Below are 15,902 nucleotides of genomic sequence, written 5' to 3' on the forward strand. Positions count from 1 at the left end.
TTAATGAATATTTTTATCTTGATAAATCTCGATATTCCATGTAGGATAAAAAACTATAGTATATTTTAGTATAAAATTAGAGGTGAATCAGTATGTATTTAGCGCCATTATTTGAAAACGATGTACCAGTAGCACTTTTCCGCTCTTAATAGAGAGAAAGTGACTACATCTCTCCGTTAGGGGCTTTATAGACCTATAGAAAAAGCGGAGGGTACAAAAAATGAAAAACACCTTATTAGGTTCTTTATATTTAATTTTAGCTTCTAGTATTTGGGGCGGCATGTATGTTGTTGTTAAAGTATTAGTATCGGTCATTCCACCGTTAGAACTTGTATGGTTGCGCTATTTAGTGGCTATTGTTGCACTTCTTATTATTGGATTTGTAACAAAACAAAAATGGCGCATTGAAAAGCGTTATTTTTTAATAATCATAACAATTGGAGTAATTGGTTATGCTATTTCGATTGTTACTCAAGAAACGGGTACAATGCTTTCTTCAGCACAGATGGGAGCCGTTATAACTTCTTCAACACCAGCGTTTATGGTGTTGTTTGCTTGGTTAATACTTAAAGAACGTTTGACTTTTAAAAAAGGTATATCTGTTTGTTTAGCGACAATTGGAGTCATTATTATTGTCGGAATTGGTGACTTAAATACGTCAAGTGTGCTTGGCGGTATTTCTCTTCTTATTGCGGCTTTAACTTGGGCGCTTATGTCTGTTCTTGTAAAACGTCTGCCAAGTGATTATTCGCAAATTGTGGTAACCACTTATTCCACCTTGGTAGCTTTAATTGTGTTAACTCCTTTTGTTTTACCAAGGTTACATGCAATTGATATCTCTCAGCTAACTCGACCAACTATTTGGGGAGGACTTTTATATTTAGGAATTATCTCAACAGCCGTTGCATTTTTACTTTGGAATCGAGGATTACAAATGCTCAATGCTTCAAGTGGAGGATTATTTTTCTTTTTTCAACCTGTTGTTGGAACATTACTTGGATGGCTTATTCTTGGAGAAAAGATAGGTGTAACATTTTGGGTAGGTTCTGCCTTAATTTTGATAGGAGTTCTATTAGTTATTAGAGAGAAACAAGATTAATTAAAGATTACTTCATTAATAAATAATTGTTTGTAGAATGATAATTTTTCAGGAGGAATAAATATGGCAACTTTTGACGATTTCCAAAAATTAGATATGCGTGTAGGAGAGATTATCCGTGTAGAAGAATTCCCAAAAGCAAGAAAGCCAGCATATAAGCTTTGGGTTGATTTTGGGGATGAAATAGGAATTAAACAAAGTAGTGCGCAAATAACTGAATGTTATGAGCTATCCGATCTTATTGGTAAACAAGTACTTGGTGTGGTAAATTTCCCACCAATGAGGGTTGCTGGTTTTAGTTCGGAAGTATTAGTGATGGGTGTTTATGCAGAACAAGGTGTCGTACTGATAGAACCTCAACAAAAAGTAAAAAAAGGGGACCGATTGGGTTAAATAGCTGTCACATTTATGTGTGTTAACATGACGTTTCTAGGTAAATAGCAAACAAAAAGGACAAACTTATACTAATTAGAGTTTGTCCTTTTTTATTTTTTAATCTGTCTATAATTAGAGACAGATTAAACAGCAATTTGGATTCTTTAATGAAAAAGGAAAATATCATTACTTTAATTCGCATTATTTTTAGGCAAACTTATGGATAAATAACAAACTCACGGCAAAATTATAAGTAAAGTGACAAGGGTGATAGTTATGTTGTTTATGCTAGATGAAGTCATGACACCAAGGGAAGCGTGCGATCGTTGGGGGATAACACAAGATGCTTTGCGGATGAAATTGAAGAGAGGTAAAGATAACAAACTAGTAGACGAATTAATTAAAGGCGGAAAAATTAAATACTACAAACCTGAAGGGAAACAACGAGGAGAATGGATTTTAACAATAGAAGCTATGAATATTCTTTTCCCTAAAAAATAGCTAGATATATTGGTTTTTTTATATAATAGAAAAAACAAGTAATATTAAGGGGAAGGTGAAAGTCTTTGTTTGTAAATCATGATGATGTTAATTCAAATATAAAAGAGGATGCCAAGCTATGGCGCTATATGGATTTTGCTAAACTAGTGAGTTTATTATCTAATGAGTCATTATATTTGTGTAGGTCAGATAAATTTAGAGACGTATTCGAAGGACGTCTATTTGGTTTGGAAAATGTGAAAAAGGTTCTAGAGAATCAGAGTTTAAGGATGGGTAACGAATCTGTCTCGGAAGAGTATGATGATTTAGATGGGGGTAAGAGTTTCGTATTTGGAAGTTATGATGAATATTCAAAAGTAAAACTTGAAACAGCGGAATTCATAAGAAAGAATGTATTTGTAAACTGTTGGCATTTAAATGAAGAGCAATCTGCTGCAATGTAGGATTTATATGTTAAAAGTGGTGAAGGAATAGCTGTTCAAACTACTTTCGGAAGGGTTAAACGGAGCTTGGAGTGTTGTGGGAAGGGGATATACATTGGAAAAGTGGAATACATAGACCATATAAAGAGAGAGAATTTTATCGGAGATAACATTATACCATTCTTTACCAAAAGACTATCGTTCAAACATGAAGAAGAGGTAAGGGTGGTTTATTCAGCTCTTAATGAAAAAGGTTTTTGGGATGATGCAACAAAATACGAAGATACGCATGGAATAAACCTCAAAGTGGATCTTAATGAATTAATTGAAAGTATTTATATTTCACCTGATGCGCCATCTTGGTTTGCAAGCGTAGTGGAAGTTATTCTTGAAAAATTCAATATAGATGCTAATGTTATCCATTCGAAATTATATGAACTGAATTAGAATATCTACAAGGATGATTATGACATCTGTAATACTAAAAGGAGCAAATTCATTTGCTCCTTTTTACATAAATTCCACATAAAATTTAGTGTCGATGATTCCGAAAGCAACTTTACATGGAAACGGATTTTTTTCTACTGAAGCAGCACGCATACAAGAAAGTACCCAATGTTCTAGTTCTAAAGGTAAACGATATGCTTGAATACTACCATCATTGTTTTTTACTGTTATAATCGGTGCATTTACCCTGGTTGTAGTAAAATCATCCGTTGTTATCATTGCTACTGCATCATTAGTGTAAAAACCAGCGTTTAACACCTCATAAACCATTCCGTCTTCCTCATTAATAATCATAGGTATATTTAGAAAGGGGTATTTTTTAATATCATTATGAATAACTACTCCTGCTGTGTTCGTCCTTAATTGATTTCCTTGCATTTTTACACTCCCTTAAATGAACCTAACTTGATAACGTTAATTAGTTCTATTTTACACCTATTATATTAGAAAATTGCAGTTTTATCTTGTTATAAAAAGCATCGGTACATATAACAGCACTATTTGATGGGTCTATATCAACAACAGTCATATAGCTAGAGAGTAAATAACCGTCTTCGTAGTATGTAATTAGTATTTCTTCTTCAGATAATAAGGAACATAATAACATGTTCTCAATCAGTTCTTTTTCTTCAACGGTTAAGATTGGCCGAGTTACTTTGTTTTTCTCCTTGATGATTTCACGTATATCAGCAAACTGTTCAGGCATTGCTGCGAACGGAGACCATTTGACCATTCCTCTTCCTTTGGGCATATTGGCGTTACTCATGATTTATGTCCTCCAATTAGTGTGTTTCTGTGTCTAGCTGTAGCGCTATGCGTGTAGGAAATCCCACGTAAAATGCTGTTCTTCCCAAACTTTGTGCGTATTTCATCCATTACTTTTGTCAACTTCATTTCTTGTTCTCGTTGCGTGACATCATCAAAAAGAGAAATTTGTTCTTCTCCCTCTTTAAGTAGGTTTGTTAAGGATATATTTATGCTGCGAATGGGTTCGCCAGTATATTGTTGATGTAAAAAGTATGTACAGATATGATATATATCCATTGTTAAATTTGTTGGGCGGTTTAAAGTATGTGTTTTTCTAATGCCACCAGTATAACTCTTGCTATAACCGACAGAAAAATGAATGGTTTGAGCAAGTTTGCTTTGTCTTCTAAGCCGATAACAAACCTCTTCTATATGTTCCAATAGAATAATCGGAAATTCTTCTATTGTGTAGTCACGCATTAAAATTTGGCTTTTCCCAACAGAAGTTGTGGCAAGAACATATTTTTCTGAAATGCGACTAAAGTCGATTCCGTGGCTATGTAAGTGTAATTCTTCTCCAATCTTGCCAAAGCTCTGTTTTAAGTATTTAAGGGGATAATTGGCTAAACCTCCAATAGAGTATATTCCCTTTCTATTTAACTTTTCTTCTGTTTTATATGATATACCCCAAAATTTATTAAGGGGTCGTATGCTCCATAGTTTGGTAAATATATCCTTGTACTGCCATAAAGCAATTCCATCTTTGTTTTTCTTAGCTTCAATGTCTAGGGCAACCTTACTCATGAGTGGGTTAGGAGCAATTCCGATGGTACATTCTATTCGTGTATGATCGTATATTTCACGCTTAAATTTCATTGCGAATTCATATGGATCTTGGGCAAATAAATGAATATTGGTGAAAATCCTCAATAGGAACGTATTGCAAAGCTAATTTTGTTATGTAATTAGAGCATTTAATGTATGTACTCATAATTGGATTTATAACAAGAATGTCTTTTCTGCGAGGAATCTCGTATAATCTTGCCATCTTCTTTACATCCAATGTTTTTATAGTCGATAATTGATTCCATAGAAGTAGAAAAAGCATTATTAACAGAAAAGAAAAGGATAAACCAAAATGAGAAGGAAAATGAACTCGCATTGCGTAAAGTGTGTTTTTGTTAAAAATTTAAAGCTCGAGGTAGGTTACCTTAAAGAAAATGTTTTATCTATACACAAAACGAACTTTGAAAATTGGGAATTAGAGTTGAGAGCAGATGAAGAACAATTACATTATTTTGAAGAAGCAAAACAAATAAAGTAGAATTTGCTATTTATATTCAATATATGAATCGTTTAACAGGAAAAGCGATAGTGAAAAGTATTGAAGAAAATACAATTGTAGTAAAGAGGGAATTACTGTTTTATATGGTTATAGATATGTATCATCACGTTGAAAATACTTTGACCTTTAAACAGAATAAAATAAACAAATTAAGGGGTAGGTAAGATGGGGAAATATGTGAAAGGCCAAAAGGTAGTTGCCTATACATTACTAGGATTAGCACCATGTACAGTAGTAAGAGTTGGTTGGTTCTTTATTATGGTAGAAGAAGAGGAAACGAAACATTTATATTCTGTTACAAAGAAGAAGCTAACTCCTATATAGGAAGAAGCGAACTACTTAGTAGAAGAGAGTATTGATGAAGATAGTGTATTCGATATAGGTAGATTGTTTGCTAAAATAGAAGCAGAAGACATGGAAGTTGCAAAGAAATCATTTGAAGAAAATGAAGACTTCAAGAAATACGAAGATTTTCATAATCCATCAGAAGGGAAACTGTATGGTGACGAGTACTATACAACAATTAAAACAGGTAAAGAGCTACTAGAACAATACTTTAATCGTGAAGAGCTAGAGCGTAATGGTACTAATTAAATTAGATGTGAAAAACGTTAAAGGTAAAATCTCATTTATGATAGATATATAGACTGAAAAATTTTATATTTCATTATTGGGAGGACAATATTATGGATTTGGTAAACAAATTTTTAAACGGTTTGAAAGAAGCCTTATCAACAGCTGATCTCGAAGCATTAAATAAAACATACGGTGCTACCAAAGAGGATATTGATATATTAAGAACGAAATATCCAAATTGTCCAGAATCATTAATCTCTTTACTTGAAAATATCGATGGTACATATTGGCGGAAATATGGAGAAAACGAAGTCTCGGTATGTATTTTAGGTTCAGATGTTGAAGAGTATCCATATTATTTGCTTTCTACACAGGAAATGATCGAAAGTTCAAAAGAAGGAGAAGACGTCTCCTGTTTTTTAGAATACCAAGATGACGAGGATGCTGTTGACCCTAAGATAAATCCAGAAGGACTTCTTCCTGGCACGTACATTCACTTTTCAGATTGTATGAACAACGGTGGAACATCAAAGCTGTATATTGATTTTAATCCTTCTGAAGAAGGGGTATGTGGTCAAATAATTCGTTTTTTACACGACCCTGATGAATATGAAGTGATTGCAAACAGTTTTGATGAGTATTTACAGGATCTTATTGATGGTAATTTTAATTTTCTAGGCGAGGAAGAATAATCTCAATAATTGGTGAAGAATTATACTTAAACTAACAGGTTCTTTATTTGAACTAGATTTAAATAACTTTATTACTGAATTTTGTCTACAAACACATTTAAAAGATTAAAAATTAAAGAATTTTAAAGAGCCTTACTACAAAATGATTTGTAACGAGGCTCTTATTTTGAGTGTGGGATGCGAGAGATTTCTAGAGATAATAATTTAGAGGAATTACAAGAGGCAAATCTAAATCATATACGCGAATTAAACAATTATTGGACAAACAGGTTAAGAGATAAGTTGGTTAAATATACTTATTTTGAATTAGCAAAGTAGGTTTTAGTTTGATAATAATGTGATTAAGAAATAGACGAATAATAAAGATTTTGGCACAAAACGAAGTTATTTGCAATCGCTTTTTATTGGAATCACAAGTTTTTATAAGTTTAGACACCCTGATAACATAATAGCCTGTTTGCATGTGCTACCTTTTTTTATGTACAATAGTAATAAGATATGATATAGACAGGGAGAGGAAATCCATGTCCACTAAATTAGTGAATTTACGCATTGATTTTGCTTTTAAACAGTTATTTGGAACAAAAGGAAATGAGGAAATTTTAACTGGTTTCCTAAATGCAATTTTAGAGGAATCTTTAGATGCACCTATTACTTCGCTACAATTAGATGATCCACATCTCCATAAATCTTATGAAGATGATAAGTTATCGATTTTAGACCTATTAGCAACGCTAGATAATGGAACGCAAGTAAATATTGAAATTCAGCTTCGAAATACACATGATATGGTAAAACGATCTTTATATTACTGGAGTAAACTTTATACATCCCAAATGCAAGAAGGAATGCCATATCGTTCACTTCGGAAAACTATTACCATTAACTTACTAGATTTTATTTTATTTTCTCAGGATGATGCATTTCATACCATCGGACAATTATGGAATACTAAAATGCAGCAACTCTTAAGTGACGACATTGAAATCCATTTTGTAGAGATACCGAAATTGGTAAAACAATGGCGTGAAGAAAAAGTCAACCCGTGGGAAAATACATTTGTTCGTTGGATGTTATTATTACCAGCACATGAAGATGAACATTTAACTCAAACATTGGAGGAGATTGCGATGAATCAAGATCCAATTTTACAGAAGGCAATAAATAAATGGGAAAATATGAGCCATGATTCCTCTTTCCGAACAGCGTATGAAGCTCGAGAGAAATTGCTTTTAGATGAACAAGCCAAGCTAGCACATGCAGAAAAAGAGGGTATGGAAAAAGGGATTGAGCAAGGTAAGATGCAGATGATCCGAGGAATGCATGAAATTGGTGTACCACTTGAAACTATTGCAAAAGCAAGTAAGCTGAGTGTGAAGGAAATAGAACGTATCTTAAATCTAAAATAAATATATGTGAGTATACAGAACTCATGAGTAGAAAAATTAGACGTTCATTATCATATAAGGTTAATGGGAAAGCATTGCTGAAGATTTCAGTAGTGCTTTTTCTATATCAAAAAGGAAATTGATCTTTTGTTAAAAAAATCAATTTCCTTTTTGCGATTTAAAAATATTTTAAATTTGTAATAAAGGAACCTAAATCATAACCTGTTTTTATTATAGCTATAGCTGAAATTACAGTTAATGGATATTTAATATATGGATTGTTGAGGCGTTCCATTATGTTTTTCATGTTGTAAACCTCCATGGCATTATTTATATCTTTGTATTTATTATACTTAATATAAGGATTAATAGTAAGTGCAATGTAAAGAAAAACACTTAATTGAAGGAGAACTAAACAAAATAATGGATAACAAAACTTTCATTTTTATCATTCCTTCTATAAGTAATTAGAAGTCAGTATAGGATATAGAAACAGTTCTTAGGAAGAAACTATTAGGCAATTGAAATAAGCCTCTACTTTCACCATATTTAGTTTAAGGATTAGATTGTCCGATTCTTTTGAAACATAATTATAATAATTCAATTTTAATATCATAAGCAACCCAATTATTATATAGAAATACAAATTCAATGACTTGAATTCAATGTTTTGTTACGCTATAAATAGCTTGATTTGTTTTTAACTTAAACATATTAAGAGTACTTAATAATTTTTAGGAGGCTTTTTTGAATGAAGTTATGTAAGGCGAAAACCTGGTTACCATTATCTGCTGCAATGATTACAGTAGTATCAAATCCAGTAGGGACTGCGGCTTCAACGGTTTATACGGTTCAAAAGAATGATACCCTAGAAGCAATAAGTAAACAATATGAGGTGTCCGTACAATCACTAAAACAAGAAAACAATAAAGCAAATGATCAAATTAATATTGGAGAACGTTTAACAATTCCGATATCGTCAACTGCAAACAAATATGTTCAAAAAAATAATTCACCAGTTTCAACTAATACATATCAAGCAATTTACCAAGTAAAAAGTGGGGATACATTAAGTTCTATATCACAACAATATAAGGTTTCAATACAGTCTTTAAAACAAAACAATAACGTAGATGAAAACCATATTTTTGTCGGTCAGCATTTAAAGATTGATACTGGTATTTCATTACAAGAAGTGGACTTAATGGCTCGATTGGTAAATGCAGAAGCAGGAGGAGAACCGCATGCAGGAAAGGTTGCAGTTGCAAAGGTAGTATTAAATCGTGCTAACGCAAATGGTTTTCCAAATACAATTACAGACGTAATTTATGAACCCATTAAAAATGGTTACGCATTTACTCCTGTTACAGACGGTAGAATTAATCAGCCTGCTACACAGGAAGCAAAAATGGCAGTAGAAGAGGCTCTTACTTCAAAAGGAACAAATTCTGATTGGCTTTATTTCTACAATCCCAAAACCTCGACTGATAAATGGATTACAACACGTCAAACCGTTGCGAAAATTGGAAACCATCTGTTTGCTAAATAAAATAATCGTACATTAATAGGTTTTCAATGAGATAAGGAGAGGTTATTTTTGCGTGTAGTTCATTCACTATTAGCAATATTAGCAGTTATATTTTTAATTTGCGGTGTTATTATTCACGAGTATGTATTGGTGTTTTTGGTTGGGATTTGTTGCATGGTGATAGTAAGTTTTATAATTTCCAGTATACGTAATTGGAAAGAGAATAGAAAGCGTATTTCTATCTTGTATTTTACCTGTGTATTAATATTATTGCTATTAACAATATATCTTTTGTTTGTCACCTTTTATACACGTTCTTTTGAATTTTAGTACTATTATATAAGCTAACGTGGTTCAAAAATCAAAAAAATGATGAATACCTCAAAAAATAACCAGCTCGATTTATTGAGCTGGTTATTACATCCAGAAATCCTCAAAGTCTACGCTGTAACCTTTTCTTTTTAAGGCCCTAATTAGTTTTTGGCCATTTCCTAATGAAGGCTTAAATGTATTTGAACGAGAAATACGACTAATTGTATTTTGATTTACTCCACTCCATTCCTTTAATTCGGTTTGAGTAATATTATTTCTCCTTAAAAACTTACCAAACTTTGATAATGGTTTCCCCAAGCCAAACATTGTGAACACTCCTATTCTTAAATCCTCTATTAATCACATCTTTACCAAAGCCTGATTTTTTTAAACAAAAGTGTTAATAATGTACAAGCCCCACGCAATATGATGTATCAAGGTAGTCACTAGGGGATTTAGCAAACTTATTATCAGAAGTAGATACCAAATCAACTAGCCTTTGTACTAGTAAAGTATCTACCAAGTTAACAATCAAGATAATGCTATCAAGGTAATAGGCGTATAATCCCTATATTTTATCTAGTTTGTTCATTTTGTTTATAGAAGGGGGCATTTAAATGCTTGGTAGGAAGGAAACAATTTCTTTTCGTGAATGTATGAAGAGACCCTACGAAGAGAAAGAAAAGAAAATACGTAAATACAATTCATTTAGTCCTTTTGCATTCCTTCATATGTCGGATCAGGTACTACATACTTACATTGCATTAGGAGTAATGGGAACGGTTTTAATAGGGGCAGTCATGTTAGAAAAATATTTGGTGCGACATGACTATATATCGGCAGCTAAATTTATAAGTGAGGGTATTTATTACGGCATGAGAATAGGTGGAGTTTGTTTGATTGGATATGTATTTATTCGTATCCTAATTATGTTTTAGGTGGAAGCATATGAGAATGATAAAGAATTGGCTTCATACAAAAAGGTTAAGGAATCAACTTATAGAGGTATTTGGAAAAGCAGGTCTATATACGGAACATCAAACACGCGGAGGGAAAGTACCTACTTATCCAAAGGTACATACTGTTTCTGTCTCAGCAGAAAGTGTGAGATATGTGTTTACCATACCAAACGGTTTAGATCCACAGAAGATTGAAAAGAAGTGGTTTTGTTTCCAGCAAATATTAGGGCGGAATATTACGATTGAAGGGGACGTGAAAAAGTTTGTCCTACATGTATTTCGTTCAAATGCTGGACTAAAATCGTACAATTATTGTTATAGAGAATGGCAGCGGCTATTAAAAGATTACCGTTTGCCTGTTGTGGTCGGCAAGGACCAATTCGGAAAAATGATTGCGTACGACATGATTGGTTCCAATTCACCGCACTTATTAATCGCAGGAGAAACGGGAAGTGGGAAAAGTAGTATGGTACGTGTTGTGCTATCCACACTCATTCAATATATGTCTCCTAAAAAGTTGCATTTGTATCTTGGTGATTTAAAAAACTCTGAATTTCATTTTTTACGTAGAGTGAAGCATGTAAAAGAAGTTTGTATGGAAGAGATCGAAATGAAAATAATGCTTCAAAAGTTATGGAAGGAAATCAGGGAACGAAGAAAACTTATGGAAGAATATGAAGTTGATCATATTGATGCGTATAACAAATTAAATCCACCTCATCAAAAGCCATATATTTTGCTTGCTATTGATGAAGTAGCTATGCTTAAAGATGAAAAAGAGTGTATGGCTACAATTGAAAAGATTTCAGCAGTCGGGAGATCACTTGGGGTTTTTCTTTTGCTTAGTATGCAGAGGCCGGATGCCAAGGTGCTAGATGGTAAGTTAAAACTTAATATGACTGTAAGGCTGGGCTTTAAATGTGATAATTTGATTAATAGTAATATTATGGGTACTCCTGGTTCAGAGCATTTAAAGCAATCTGGACAAATGATTTTTAAACGCAATGGATTAAAGAAAGTGCAAGCTCCTTATTTGGAATTAAGTAAGGCGAAACAAATTGTTGAACCGTATTGTATGTCTAAAGAGGAGAAGATACTCAAGAATTCATCGCAAGTAGAAATTCCGTTATTTGGGGTGTTAGATAATGAAGAGTAGAGATAAAGGAATTTTGAATGATTTGAAGCAATTTAGATGCATGTCCCGAGACGATATTATTGACTTGCATTTTCAAGGCTTAAAGAATGCGATAACCTGCTGTAATACGGTTATGAAACGATTAAGAAGAGACGGTCATGTTGATGCAAACGTATTGCAACATCCATACATTTATTTTCCGCAACCCAGTTCTATCAGAAAGACGAGTCAAAAAATCCCTCATTTTCTTGGTATTGTGGACGTATACAAACAACTTGTTCATTATGAAAATCCTAAATTATTCAAAGTGGAACCAAAGTATGGGAAGGAATATATGGAGCCGGATGCTTTTACTATATGGCGTAGGTCACCATTCTTTATTGAACTTCAAAAGTCAGTGTACAGTAAAAAGATAATGCAAGATAAGATAAATAGATATGAGTTATACTTCCATAGCCAAGAATGGCATAATGAATCTTGGCAACCGAAAATTTCTAAATTCTTTCCTTCAATTCTTATCATTACCGACAAATATTACGACGTTCAATCTCCTTATTTCCGTATATTCCAGGCGAATTCTATAGAGAGTTTTATGAATAATTTAGCGGTAAAACCATAAAATAAGCTACTTTTGTTCTGAATTCACATGATTTTCAAAATCAAAATTTATGGATGTTAATATTTGTTATATAATATACTTGTCAAAGCATTACCCCTGTAGTATCTATGATGAATTTGCAAGATAGTTTTTTTATCCCGTATATTCACCTTAAACTGAAAAGAACTTGTAGAGATTCCTACAAGTTCTTTTTGTTGCTCTTATAAACACGAAAGTCTCCTTTTTTACTCCAGTAATTTCACTTAATAAAGATTATCCCTTTATTGAACTACTCCCACTATTACTTCGTATAGAAGAGGGGGAATTAATAAGTAAGGGGCTCTATCGAATTCCAACTTATTAGTAGGCTTTCACTATAGTCCTTGTGGTTAGAAGCTTTATCGCTTCATTCTTCCAATTGATACTTGCGGAAATCTCTCGATTATGGTGTGTACAACAAGAAGAGTAATCCCATTTTCGTAGGTTTAGATTAGTAACGTCTTGGTTTTGATATCCATAACAAGTACATAATTGATTTGAAGCAAATGTTTCCGATACGATAATGGTTTGTTTGCTATACCATTACGCTATCAAGCTAACAAGGAAATCTAAAATATTAATGAGGATTTTTTTAAAAATGGAGACGCTTTATCAGTAAGAGAAATATGTAATTATACATATCCCTTTTTTATAATGTTTTTATATACAAAATCCTTTACGTATGCATTATTGATTATATTCAAAATGTCACAGGCCTTGATATGTCTGTAAAAACGTATCAAAATTTTACTTTAAGACACACGGTATATAAATTTTTGATTGGGCAAATTCCTCTTTTTTAGGAAGAGGATAAACACCTACTATAAAAATTTTCACAACAGAGCCAGATAACGTGATAAAGTATGTATTGCTGTGCATGTAAATATAAAAAAAAGCCTTACAAAATGATGTTTGTAATGGTTTAGCTTATACAATTTTAGGAAATTAATAGCATTTTATGACGTTATTATTAACCTAGTTTCCAAGAAATAGAGGTGAATGTAGGATGACTAAACCTTTTAAAAAAAATAGTCGTTATATGGTTGGGTTGGACAGTCTAAGGGGGCTAGCTATACTAGGTGTTATTTTGTATCATATTAATTTTAATTGGATGCCTGGAGGGTTTTTAGGAGTTACAGTATTTTTTGTACTTTCAGGTTATTTAATTACAGATATTCTAGCCATGGAGTGGAAGAGAAATAAGAGAATTGATTTGAAAAAGTTCTGGCTTAGTAGGGCAAGAAGATTGCTTCCAGGAATGCTTGTCATGCTCGTTATAACATTGGCATGGATTACGATTTTTCATAGTTCTTTACTTGGAAAAATGCGTGGAGATTCATTAGCGGCATTATTTTATGTTAGTAACTGGTGGTATATTTATCATAACTTATCGTACTTTGATAATTTTAACCAGCTTTCTCCATTAAATCATTTTTGGTCGTTAGCAGTCGAGGAACAATTCTATGTTGTCTGGCCGTTTATTATTAGTTTAGGACTTTACTACATAAAAAAACAATCCCGTATGATTTTATTGATTTGTCTAGGAGCGTTTGCTTCAGCTTTAGCAATGGCAAATTTGTATGAACCTGGAGTTGATCCGAGCAGAATATATTATGGTACAGATACGAGGGCCTTTTCCTTACTTATCGGAGCGGTACTTGCCTTAGTTTGGCCAAGCAATAGGCTTGCTAATAAAATTATCCCAAAGGCGCGTTTCATTCTTGATGTAGTGGGGGGCATTGCTCTTATTATTATTTTGGTTATGTTTTGGAAGACCAATCAATATGATCCATTTCTATACAAGGGAGGAATGGTTCTCTTATCAATTGCAACAGCGTTGTTAGTGGCAAATCTAGCTCATCCAGCTAGTCGCATTGCTCAATTTTTACGATTTAGACCTTTACGTTGGGTAGGGGTAAGATCGTATGGCATATACCTCTGGCATTATCCAATTCTCACATTAACGACTCCAAAAGTAAATGCGGGGGATTTTTCAATAATAAGAGCAATCCTTCAATTTCTTCTAATAATATTGATTGCGCAAATTTCATGGAAGTTTATCGAAAAACCAATCCGACAAGGTGCGCTCCGGAACATTCAGTTTAAGAACTTAAGACTTCAAAATGTCACTTTAGGTGTTAAGTTAGCTTTAGTTTGTTCATTATTCTTTTCGTCAATAGCAGTTTTAGGGTTATCGAATGCTAGTAAGGCTAAGGAGAATTCTAAACAAGATAAGGTGGAAGCAGTACAAACACAACCGGTGCCACATCCAGTTGCAGTTTGGGAAAATCCAAATCAAGAGACGCCTCTAAATCAAGGGGAATCAAAAGAAGTAAATTCTGCACACCCTAAAAATCCACTCACAGTTACTGCGATAGGCGATTCCGTTATGATTGATATTACTCCATATTTAAAAAATACTTTTCCTGATATTAGGATTGATGCGCAGATTGGCCGTCAGCTGTCAAAAGCGATTCCAGTAGTTGAACAGTTAAAAAATGAAGGGAATTTAGGAAACTATGTCATTATCGGATTAGGTACAAATGGAGCCTTTACTACTGAGCAACTTGTTTCATTAATAAAATTAATTGGAAACGAACGTAAAATAATATTTATTAATACGAGAGTGTCACGTCCGTGGGAATCAATTGTGAACGAGAGACTGAAAGTAACAGTAACTAAATATCCTAATGTAACTCTAGTTGATTGGTATGCAGCAAGTGCTGGAAAGAAAGACTACTTTGCACCTGATGGTGTGCATTTAACCAATGTAGGTGCAGAAGCATACGCAGTCCTTGTGGCTAAAGCGGTTAATCAATAATTAATTATATTTGATCAAATTCTTTTGCAAAATTAGCTGAAATAAAAAAGATCTATGTTTGGAGAAATAAATTTTTGGCATTTAGCAATAATTTCTGTAATCCATAATACATTGAAAAGCGAAGTTTAGTTGAAGACTTCGCTTTTTTGTACGGGATATGAATGGTGTCGATGCCTTTTACTATACATACGGCATAACAAAAATGTTGAATTTCTGTGGTTTTAACAAAATGGTTGTCACTTTATATGTTAATAATCCTGTTCTGTAGGGTTCTTTAACGGGCTACTTATATTTTTCCTACAAGATAATGTATTAGTTCAGTTAGTAATCTTTTAAATGAATTTCTATGATTAAGTGAATATTTCATTTGTTAATATTGATGTATGTAATTTTATTATCTTTCGAAAATGTAATGTTGAAGTCATATTTTTGAATTTTTCTTCAAACGAAAACAGATTAGGATTACAGTATTATAAAAAATCAATGAGGTGAACAATATGAAAAAATATATGTCACTTTTTAGTCTTTTAATTGTATGTGATATTAATCATATCGTTAAAGATGAATATTGAGTTTAAATTACGATAGATTGAAAAGAGGGAGTTTCAAAATCTATGAATGGTAAAGTGATGGGAAAGGAGTATGAATATGCATTATCGGGTTTTGATAAGGAAGGCAAGGAAAATGAGTTAGAATTTATTGTACAAAAGAATCTTCGTAAAGAAGCATTCCTACGTGTATATCATTCAGAGAAAAAAGGTGTAACAGCTCGGAAGGAAGTGCAGGAAGACGAGCTTCCTAAGAAAGCAAAAGAAAAACTAGGTGTGAAATAATCAGTTATTTGTGATGGTGGATTCT

The 15,902-nt window shown here is 32.9% G+C and carries 14 protein-coding genes and 6 pseudogenes; 14 read left to right on the forward strand and 6 right to left on the reverse strand.

What is annotated here, in order from left to right; all coding sequences use genetic code 11:
- Positions 1-220 precede the first annotated feature (220 nt).
- The 4 genes and pseudogenes from ACQVV1_RS16825 (at position 221) to ACQVV1_RS16840 (ending at position 2,844) form a co-directional block, all read left to right on the forward strand.
- Positions 221-1,099 carry a DMT family transporter gene (locus ACQVV1_RS16825; RefSeq protein WP_431169192.1) on the forward strand — a complete coding sequence of 293 codons (879 nt, stop codon included), beginning with the start codon at positions 221-223 and terminating at the stop codon, positions 1,097-1,099.
- Between the two features lie 63 nt (positions 1,100-1,162).
- Positions 1,163-1,492, forward strand: coding sequence for a tRNA-binding protein (locus ACQVV1_RS16830; RefSeq protein ID WP_309260393.1), 330 nt, complete (start codon positions 1,163-1,165; stop codon positions 1,490-1,492).
- 258 nt (positions 1,493-1,750) lie between these two features.
- Positions 1,751-1,975, forward strand: a complete 225-nt coding sequence (locus ACQVV1_RS16835; protein ID WP_431169193.1) for a helix-turn-helix domain-containing protein — start codon at positions 1,751-1,753, stop codon at positions 1,973-1,975.
- 65 nt (positions 1,976-2,040) lie between these two features.
- Positions 2,041-2,844: pseudogene (locus tag ACQVV1_RS16840) on the forward strand (DUF2971 domain-containing protein).
- A gap of 63 nt (positions 2,845-2,907) precedes the next feature.
- Here ACQVV1_RS16840 and ACQVV1_RS16845 read toward each other — a convergent pair.
- The 3 genes and pseudogenes from ACQVV1_RS16845 to ACQVV1_RS16855 form a co-directional block, all read right to left on the reverse strand.
- The gene (locus ACQVV1_RS16845) at positions 2,908-3,282 is read right to left on the reverse strand and encodes a hypothetical protein (protein WP_431169194.1); all 375 of its coding nucleotides are present in this window, start codon (positions 3,280-3,282) and stop codon (positions 2,908-2,910) included.
- A 46-nt stretch (positions 3,283-3,328) separates the two neighbouring features.
- Positions 3,329-3,670, reverse strand: coding sequence for a YolD-like family protein (locus tag ACQVV1_RS16850; protein ID WP_431169195.1), 342 nt, complete (start codon positions 3,668-3,670; stop codon positions 3,329-3,331).
- A pseudogene (locus ACQVV1_RS16855) lies at positions 3,667-4,723 on the reverse strand (DinB/UmuC family translesion DNA polymerase); the annotation flags it as partial. The pseudogene ACQVV1_RS16855 and the gene ACQVV1_RS16850, both read right to left, overlap by 4 nt.
- Positions 4,724-4,801: 78 nt before the next feature.
- On the opposite strand from ACQVV1_RS16855, the pseudogene ACQVV1_RS16860 reads away from it, so the two are divergent.
- From ACQVV1_RS16860 to ACQVV1_RS16875, 4 genes and pseudogenes are all read left to right on the forward strand, one after another.
- Positions 4,802-5,108 (forward strand): annotated as a pseudogene (locus ACQVV1_RS16860) (transposase).
- Between the two features lie 53 nt (positions 5,109-5,161).
- A pseudogene (locus tag ACQVV1_RS16865) lies at positions 5,162-5,590 on the forward strand (hypothetical protein).
- 92 nt (positions 5,591-5,682) lie between these two features.
- Positions 5,683-6,264 carry an SMI1/KNR4 family protein gene (locus ACQVV1_RS16870; protein ID WP_431169196.1) on the forward strand — a complete coding sequence of 194 codons (582 nt, stop codon included), beginning with the start codon at positions 5,683-5,685 and terminating at the stop codon, positions 6,262-6,264.
- Between the two features lie 524 nt (positions 6,265-6,788).
- Positions 6,789-7,673: an Rpn family recombination-promoting nuclease/putative transposase gene (locus ACQVV1_RS16875; RefSeq protein ID WP_431169197.1), complete on the forward strand. Its 885-nt coding sequence runs from the start codon at positions 6,789-6,791 to the stop codon at positions 7,671-7,673.
- 157 nt (positions 7,674-7,830) lie between these two features.
- On the opposite strand, the gene ACQVV1_RS16880 is transcribed toward ACQVV1_RS16875, so the two are convergent.
- Positions 7,831-7,959: a hypothetical protein gene (locus ACQVV1_RS16880; RefSeq protein WP_255448914.1), complete on the reverse strand. Its 129-nt coding sequence runs from the start codon at positions 7,957-7,959 to the stop codon at positions 7,831-7,833.
- 444 nt (positions 7,960-8,403) lie between these two features.
- Here ACQVV1_RS16880 and ACQVV1_RS16885 point away from each other — a divergent pair, with 444 nt between their 5' ends.
- Complete coding sequence (locus tag ACQVV1_RS16885; protein ID WP_242253737.1) at positions 8,404-9,201, forward strand: LysM peptidoglycan-binding domain-containing protein; 798 nt, start codon at positions 8,404-8,406, stop codon at positions 9,199-9,201.
- Between the two features lie 396 nt (positions 9,202-9,597).
- On the opposite strand, the gene ACQVV1_RS16890 is transcribed toward ACQVV1_RS16885, so the two are convergent.
- Positions 9,598-9,819, reverse strand: a complete 222-nt coding sequence (locus ACQVV1_RS16890) for a helix-turn-helix domain-containing protein (protein ID WP_075312952.1) — start codon at positions 9,817-9,819, stop codon at positions 9,598-9,600.
- Between the two features lie 290 nt (positions 9,820-10,109).
- Between ACQVV1_RS16890 and ACQVV1_RS16895 the strand changes: the two genes are divergently transcribed.
- The 3 genes from ACQVV1_RS16895 to ACQVV1_RS16905 are packed head-to-tail and all read left to right on the forward strand — an operon-like array spanning position 10,110 to position 12,205.
- On the forward strand, positions 10,110-10,430 hold the full coding sequence (locus tag ACQVV1_RS16895) for a hypothetical protein (RefSeq protein WP_242253734.1): 321 nt from the start codon (positions 10,110-10,112) through the stop codon (positions 10,428-10,430).
- A gap of 10 nt (positions 10,431-10,440) precedes the next feature.
- A complete protein-coding gene (locus ACQVV1_RS16900; RefSeq protein ID WP_431169198.1) occupies positions 10,441-11,607 on the forward strand; it encodes an FtsK/SpoIIIE domain-containing protein in 1,167 nt (388 codons plus the stop codon).
- A 22-nt stretch (positions 11,608-11,629) separates the two neighbouring features.
- Positions 11,630-12,205, forward strand: a complete 576-nt coding sequence (locus ACQVV1_RS16905; RefSeq protein WP_431169271.1) for a replication-relaxation family protein — start codon at positions 11,630-11,632, stop codon at positions 12,203-12,205.
- Positions 12,206-12,544: 339 nt separating this feature from the next.
- Here ACQVV1_RS16905 and ACQVV1_RS16910 read toward each other — a convergent pair.
- Positions 12,545-12,766 (reverse strand): annotated as a pseudogene (locus tag ACQVV1_RS16910) (zinc ribbon domain-containing protein); the annotation flags it as partial.
- A 463-nt stretch (positions 12,767-13,229) separates the two neighbouring features.
- Between ACQVV1_RS16910 and ACQVV1_RS16915 the strand changes: the two are divergent.
- Both ACQVV1_RS16915 and ACQVV1_RS16920 read left to right on the forward strand, forming a co-directional pair.
- Positions 13,230-15,044, forward strand: coding sequence for an acyltransferase family protein (locus tag ACQVV1_RS16915; RefSeq protein ID WP_242253731.1), 1,815 nt, complete (start codon positions 13,230-13,232; stop codon positions 15,042-15,044).
- Positions 15,045-15,541: 497 nt separating this feature from the next.
- Positions 15,542-15,877: pseudogene (locus ACQVV1_RS16920) on the forward strand (YxeA family protein).
- Positions 15,878-15,902: the final 25 nt, after the last annotated feature.

Origin of the sequence: Bacillus basilensis (genome assembly GCF_050630465.1) — a bacterium.
GTDB lineage: Bacteria > Bacillota > Bacilli > Bacillales > Bacillaceae_G > Bacillus_A > Bacillus_A basilensis.

What these genes read in the sequence shown, in the direction of transcription:
- ACQVV1_RS16850 (WP_431169195.1), bottom strand. Translation starts at nt 3,670, where the DNA reads ATGAGTAACGCCAATATGCCCAAAGGAAGAGGAATGGTCAAATGGTCT.
- ACQVV1_RS16885 (WP_242253737.1), top strand. Translation starts at nt 8,404, where the DNA reads ATGAAGTTATGTAAGGCGAAAACCTGGTTACCATTATCTGCTGCAATG.
- ACQVV1_RS16875 (WP_431169197.1), top strand. Translation starts at nt 6,789, where the DNA reads ATGTCCACTAAATTAGTGAATTTACGCATTGATTTTGCTTTTAAACAG.
- ACQVV1_RS16890 (WP_075312952.1), bottom strand. Translation starts at nt 9,819, where the DNA reads ATGTTTGGCTTGGGGAAACCATTATCAAAGTTTGGTAAGTTTTTAAGG.
- ACQVV1_RS16830 (WP_309260393.1), top strand. Translation starts at nt 1,163, where the DNA reads ATGGCAACTTTTGACGATTTCCAAAAATTAGATATGCGTGTAGGAGAG.
- ACQVV1_RS16845 (WP_431169194.1), bottom strand. Translation starts at nt 3,282, where the DNA reads ATGCAAGGAAATCAATTAAGGACGAACACAGCAGGAGTAGTTATTCAT.
- ACQVV1_RS16900 (WP_431169198.1), top strand. Translation starts at nt 10,441, where the DNA reads ATGAGAATGATAAAGAATTGGCTTCATACAAAAAGGTTAAGGAATCAA.
- ACQVV1_RS16895 (WP_242253734.1), top strand. Translation starts at nt 10,110, where the DNA reads ATGCTTGGTAGGAAGGAAACAATTTCTTTTCGTGAATGTATGAAGAGA.
- ACQVV1_RS16915 (WP_242253731.1), top strand. Translation starts at nt 13,230, where the DNA reads ATGACTAAACCTTTTAAAAAAAATAGTCGTTATATGGTTGGGTTGGAC.
- ACQVV1_RS16825 (WP_431169192.1), top strand. Translation starts at nt 221, where the DNA reads ATGAAAAACACCTTATTAGGTTCTTTATATTTAATTTTAGCTTCTAGT.
- ACQVV1_RS16870 (WP_431169196.1), top strand. Translation starts at nt 5,683, where the DNA reads ATGGATTTGGTAAACAAATTTTTAAACGGTTTGAAAGAAGCCTTATCA.
- ACQVV1_RS16835 (WP_431169193.1), top strand. Translation starts at nt 1,751, where the DNA reads ATGTTGTTTATGCTAGATGAAGTCATGACACCAAGGGAAGCGTGCGAT.
- ACQVV1_RS16880 (WP_255448914.1), bottom strand. Translation starts at nt 7,959, where the DNA reads ATGAAAAACATAATGGAACGCCTCAACAATCCATATATTAAATATCCA.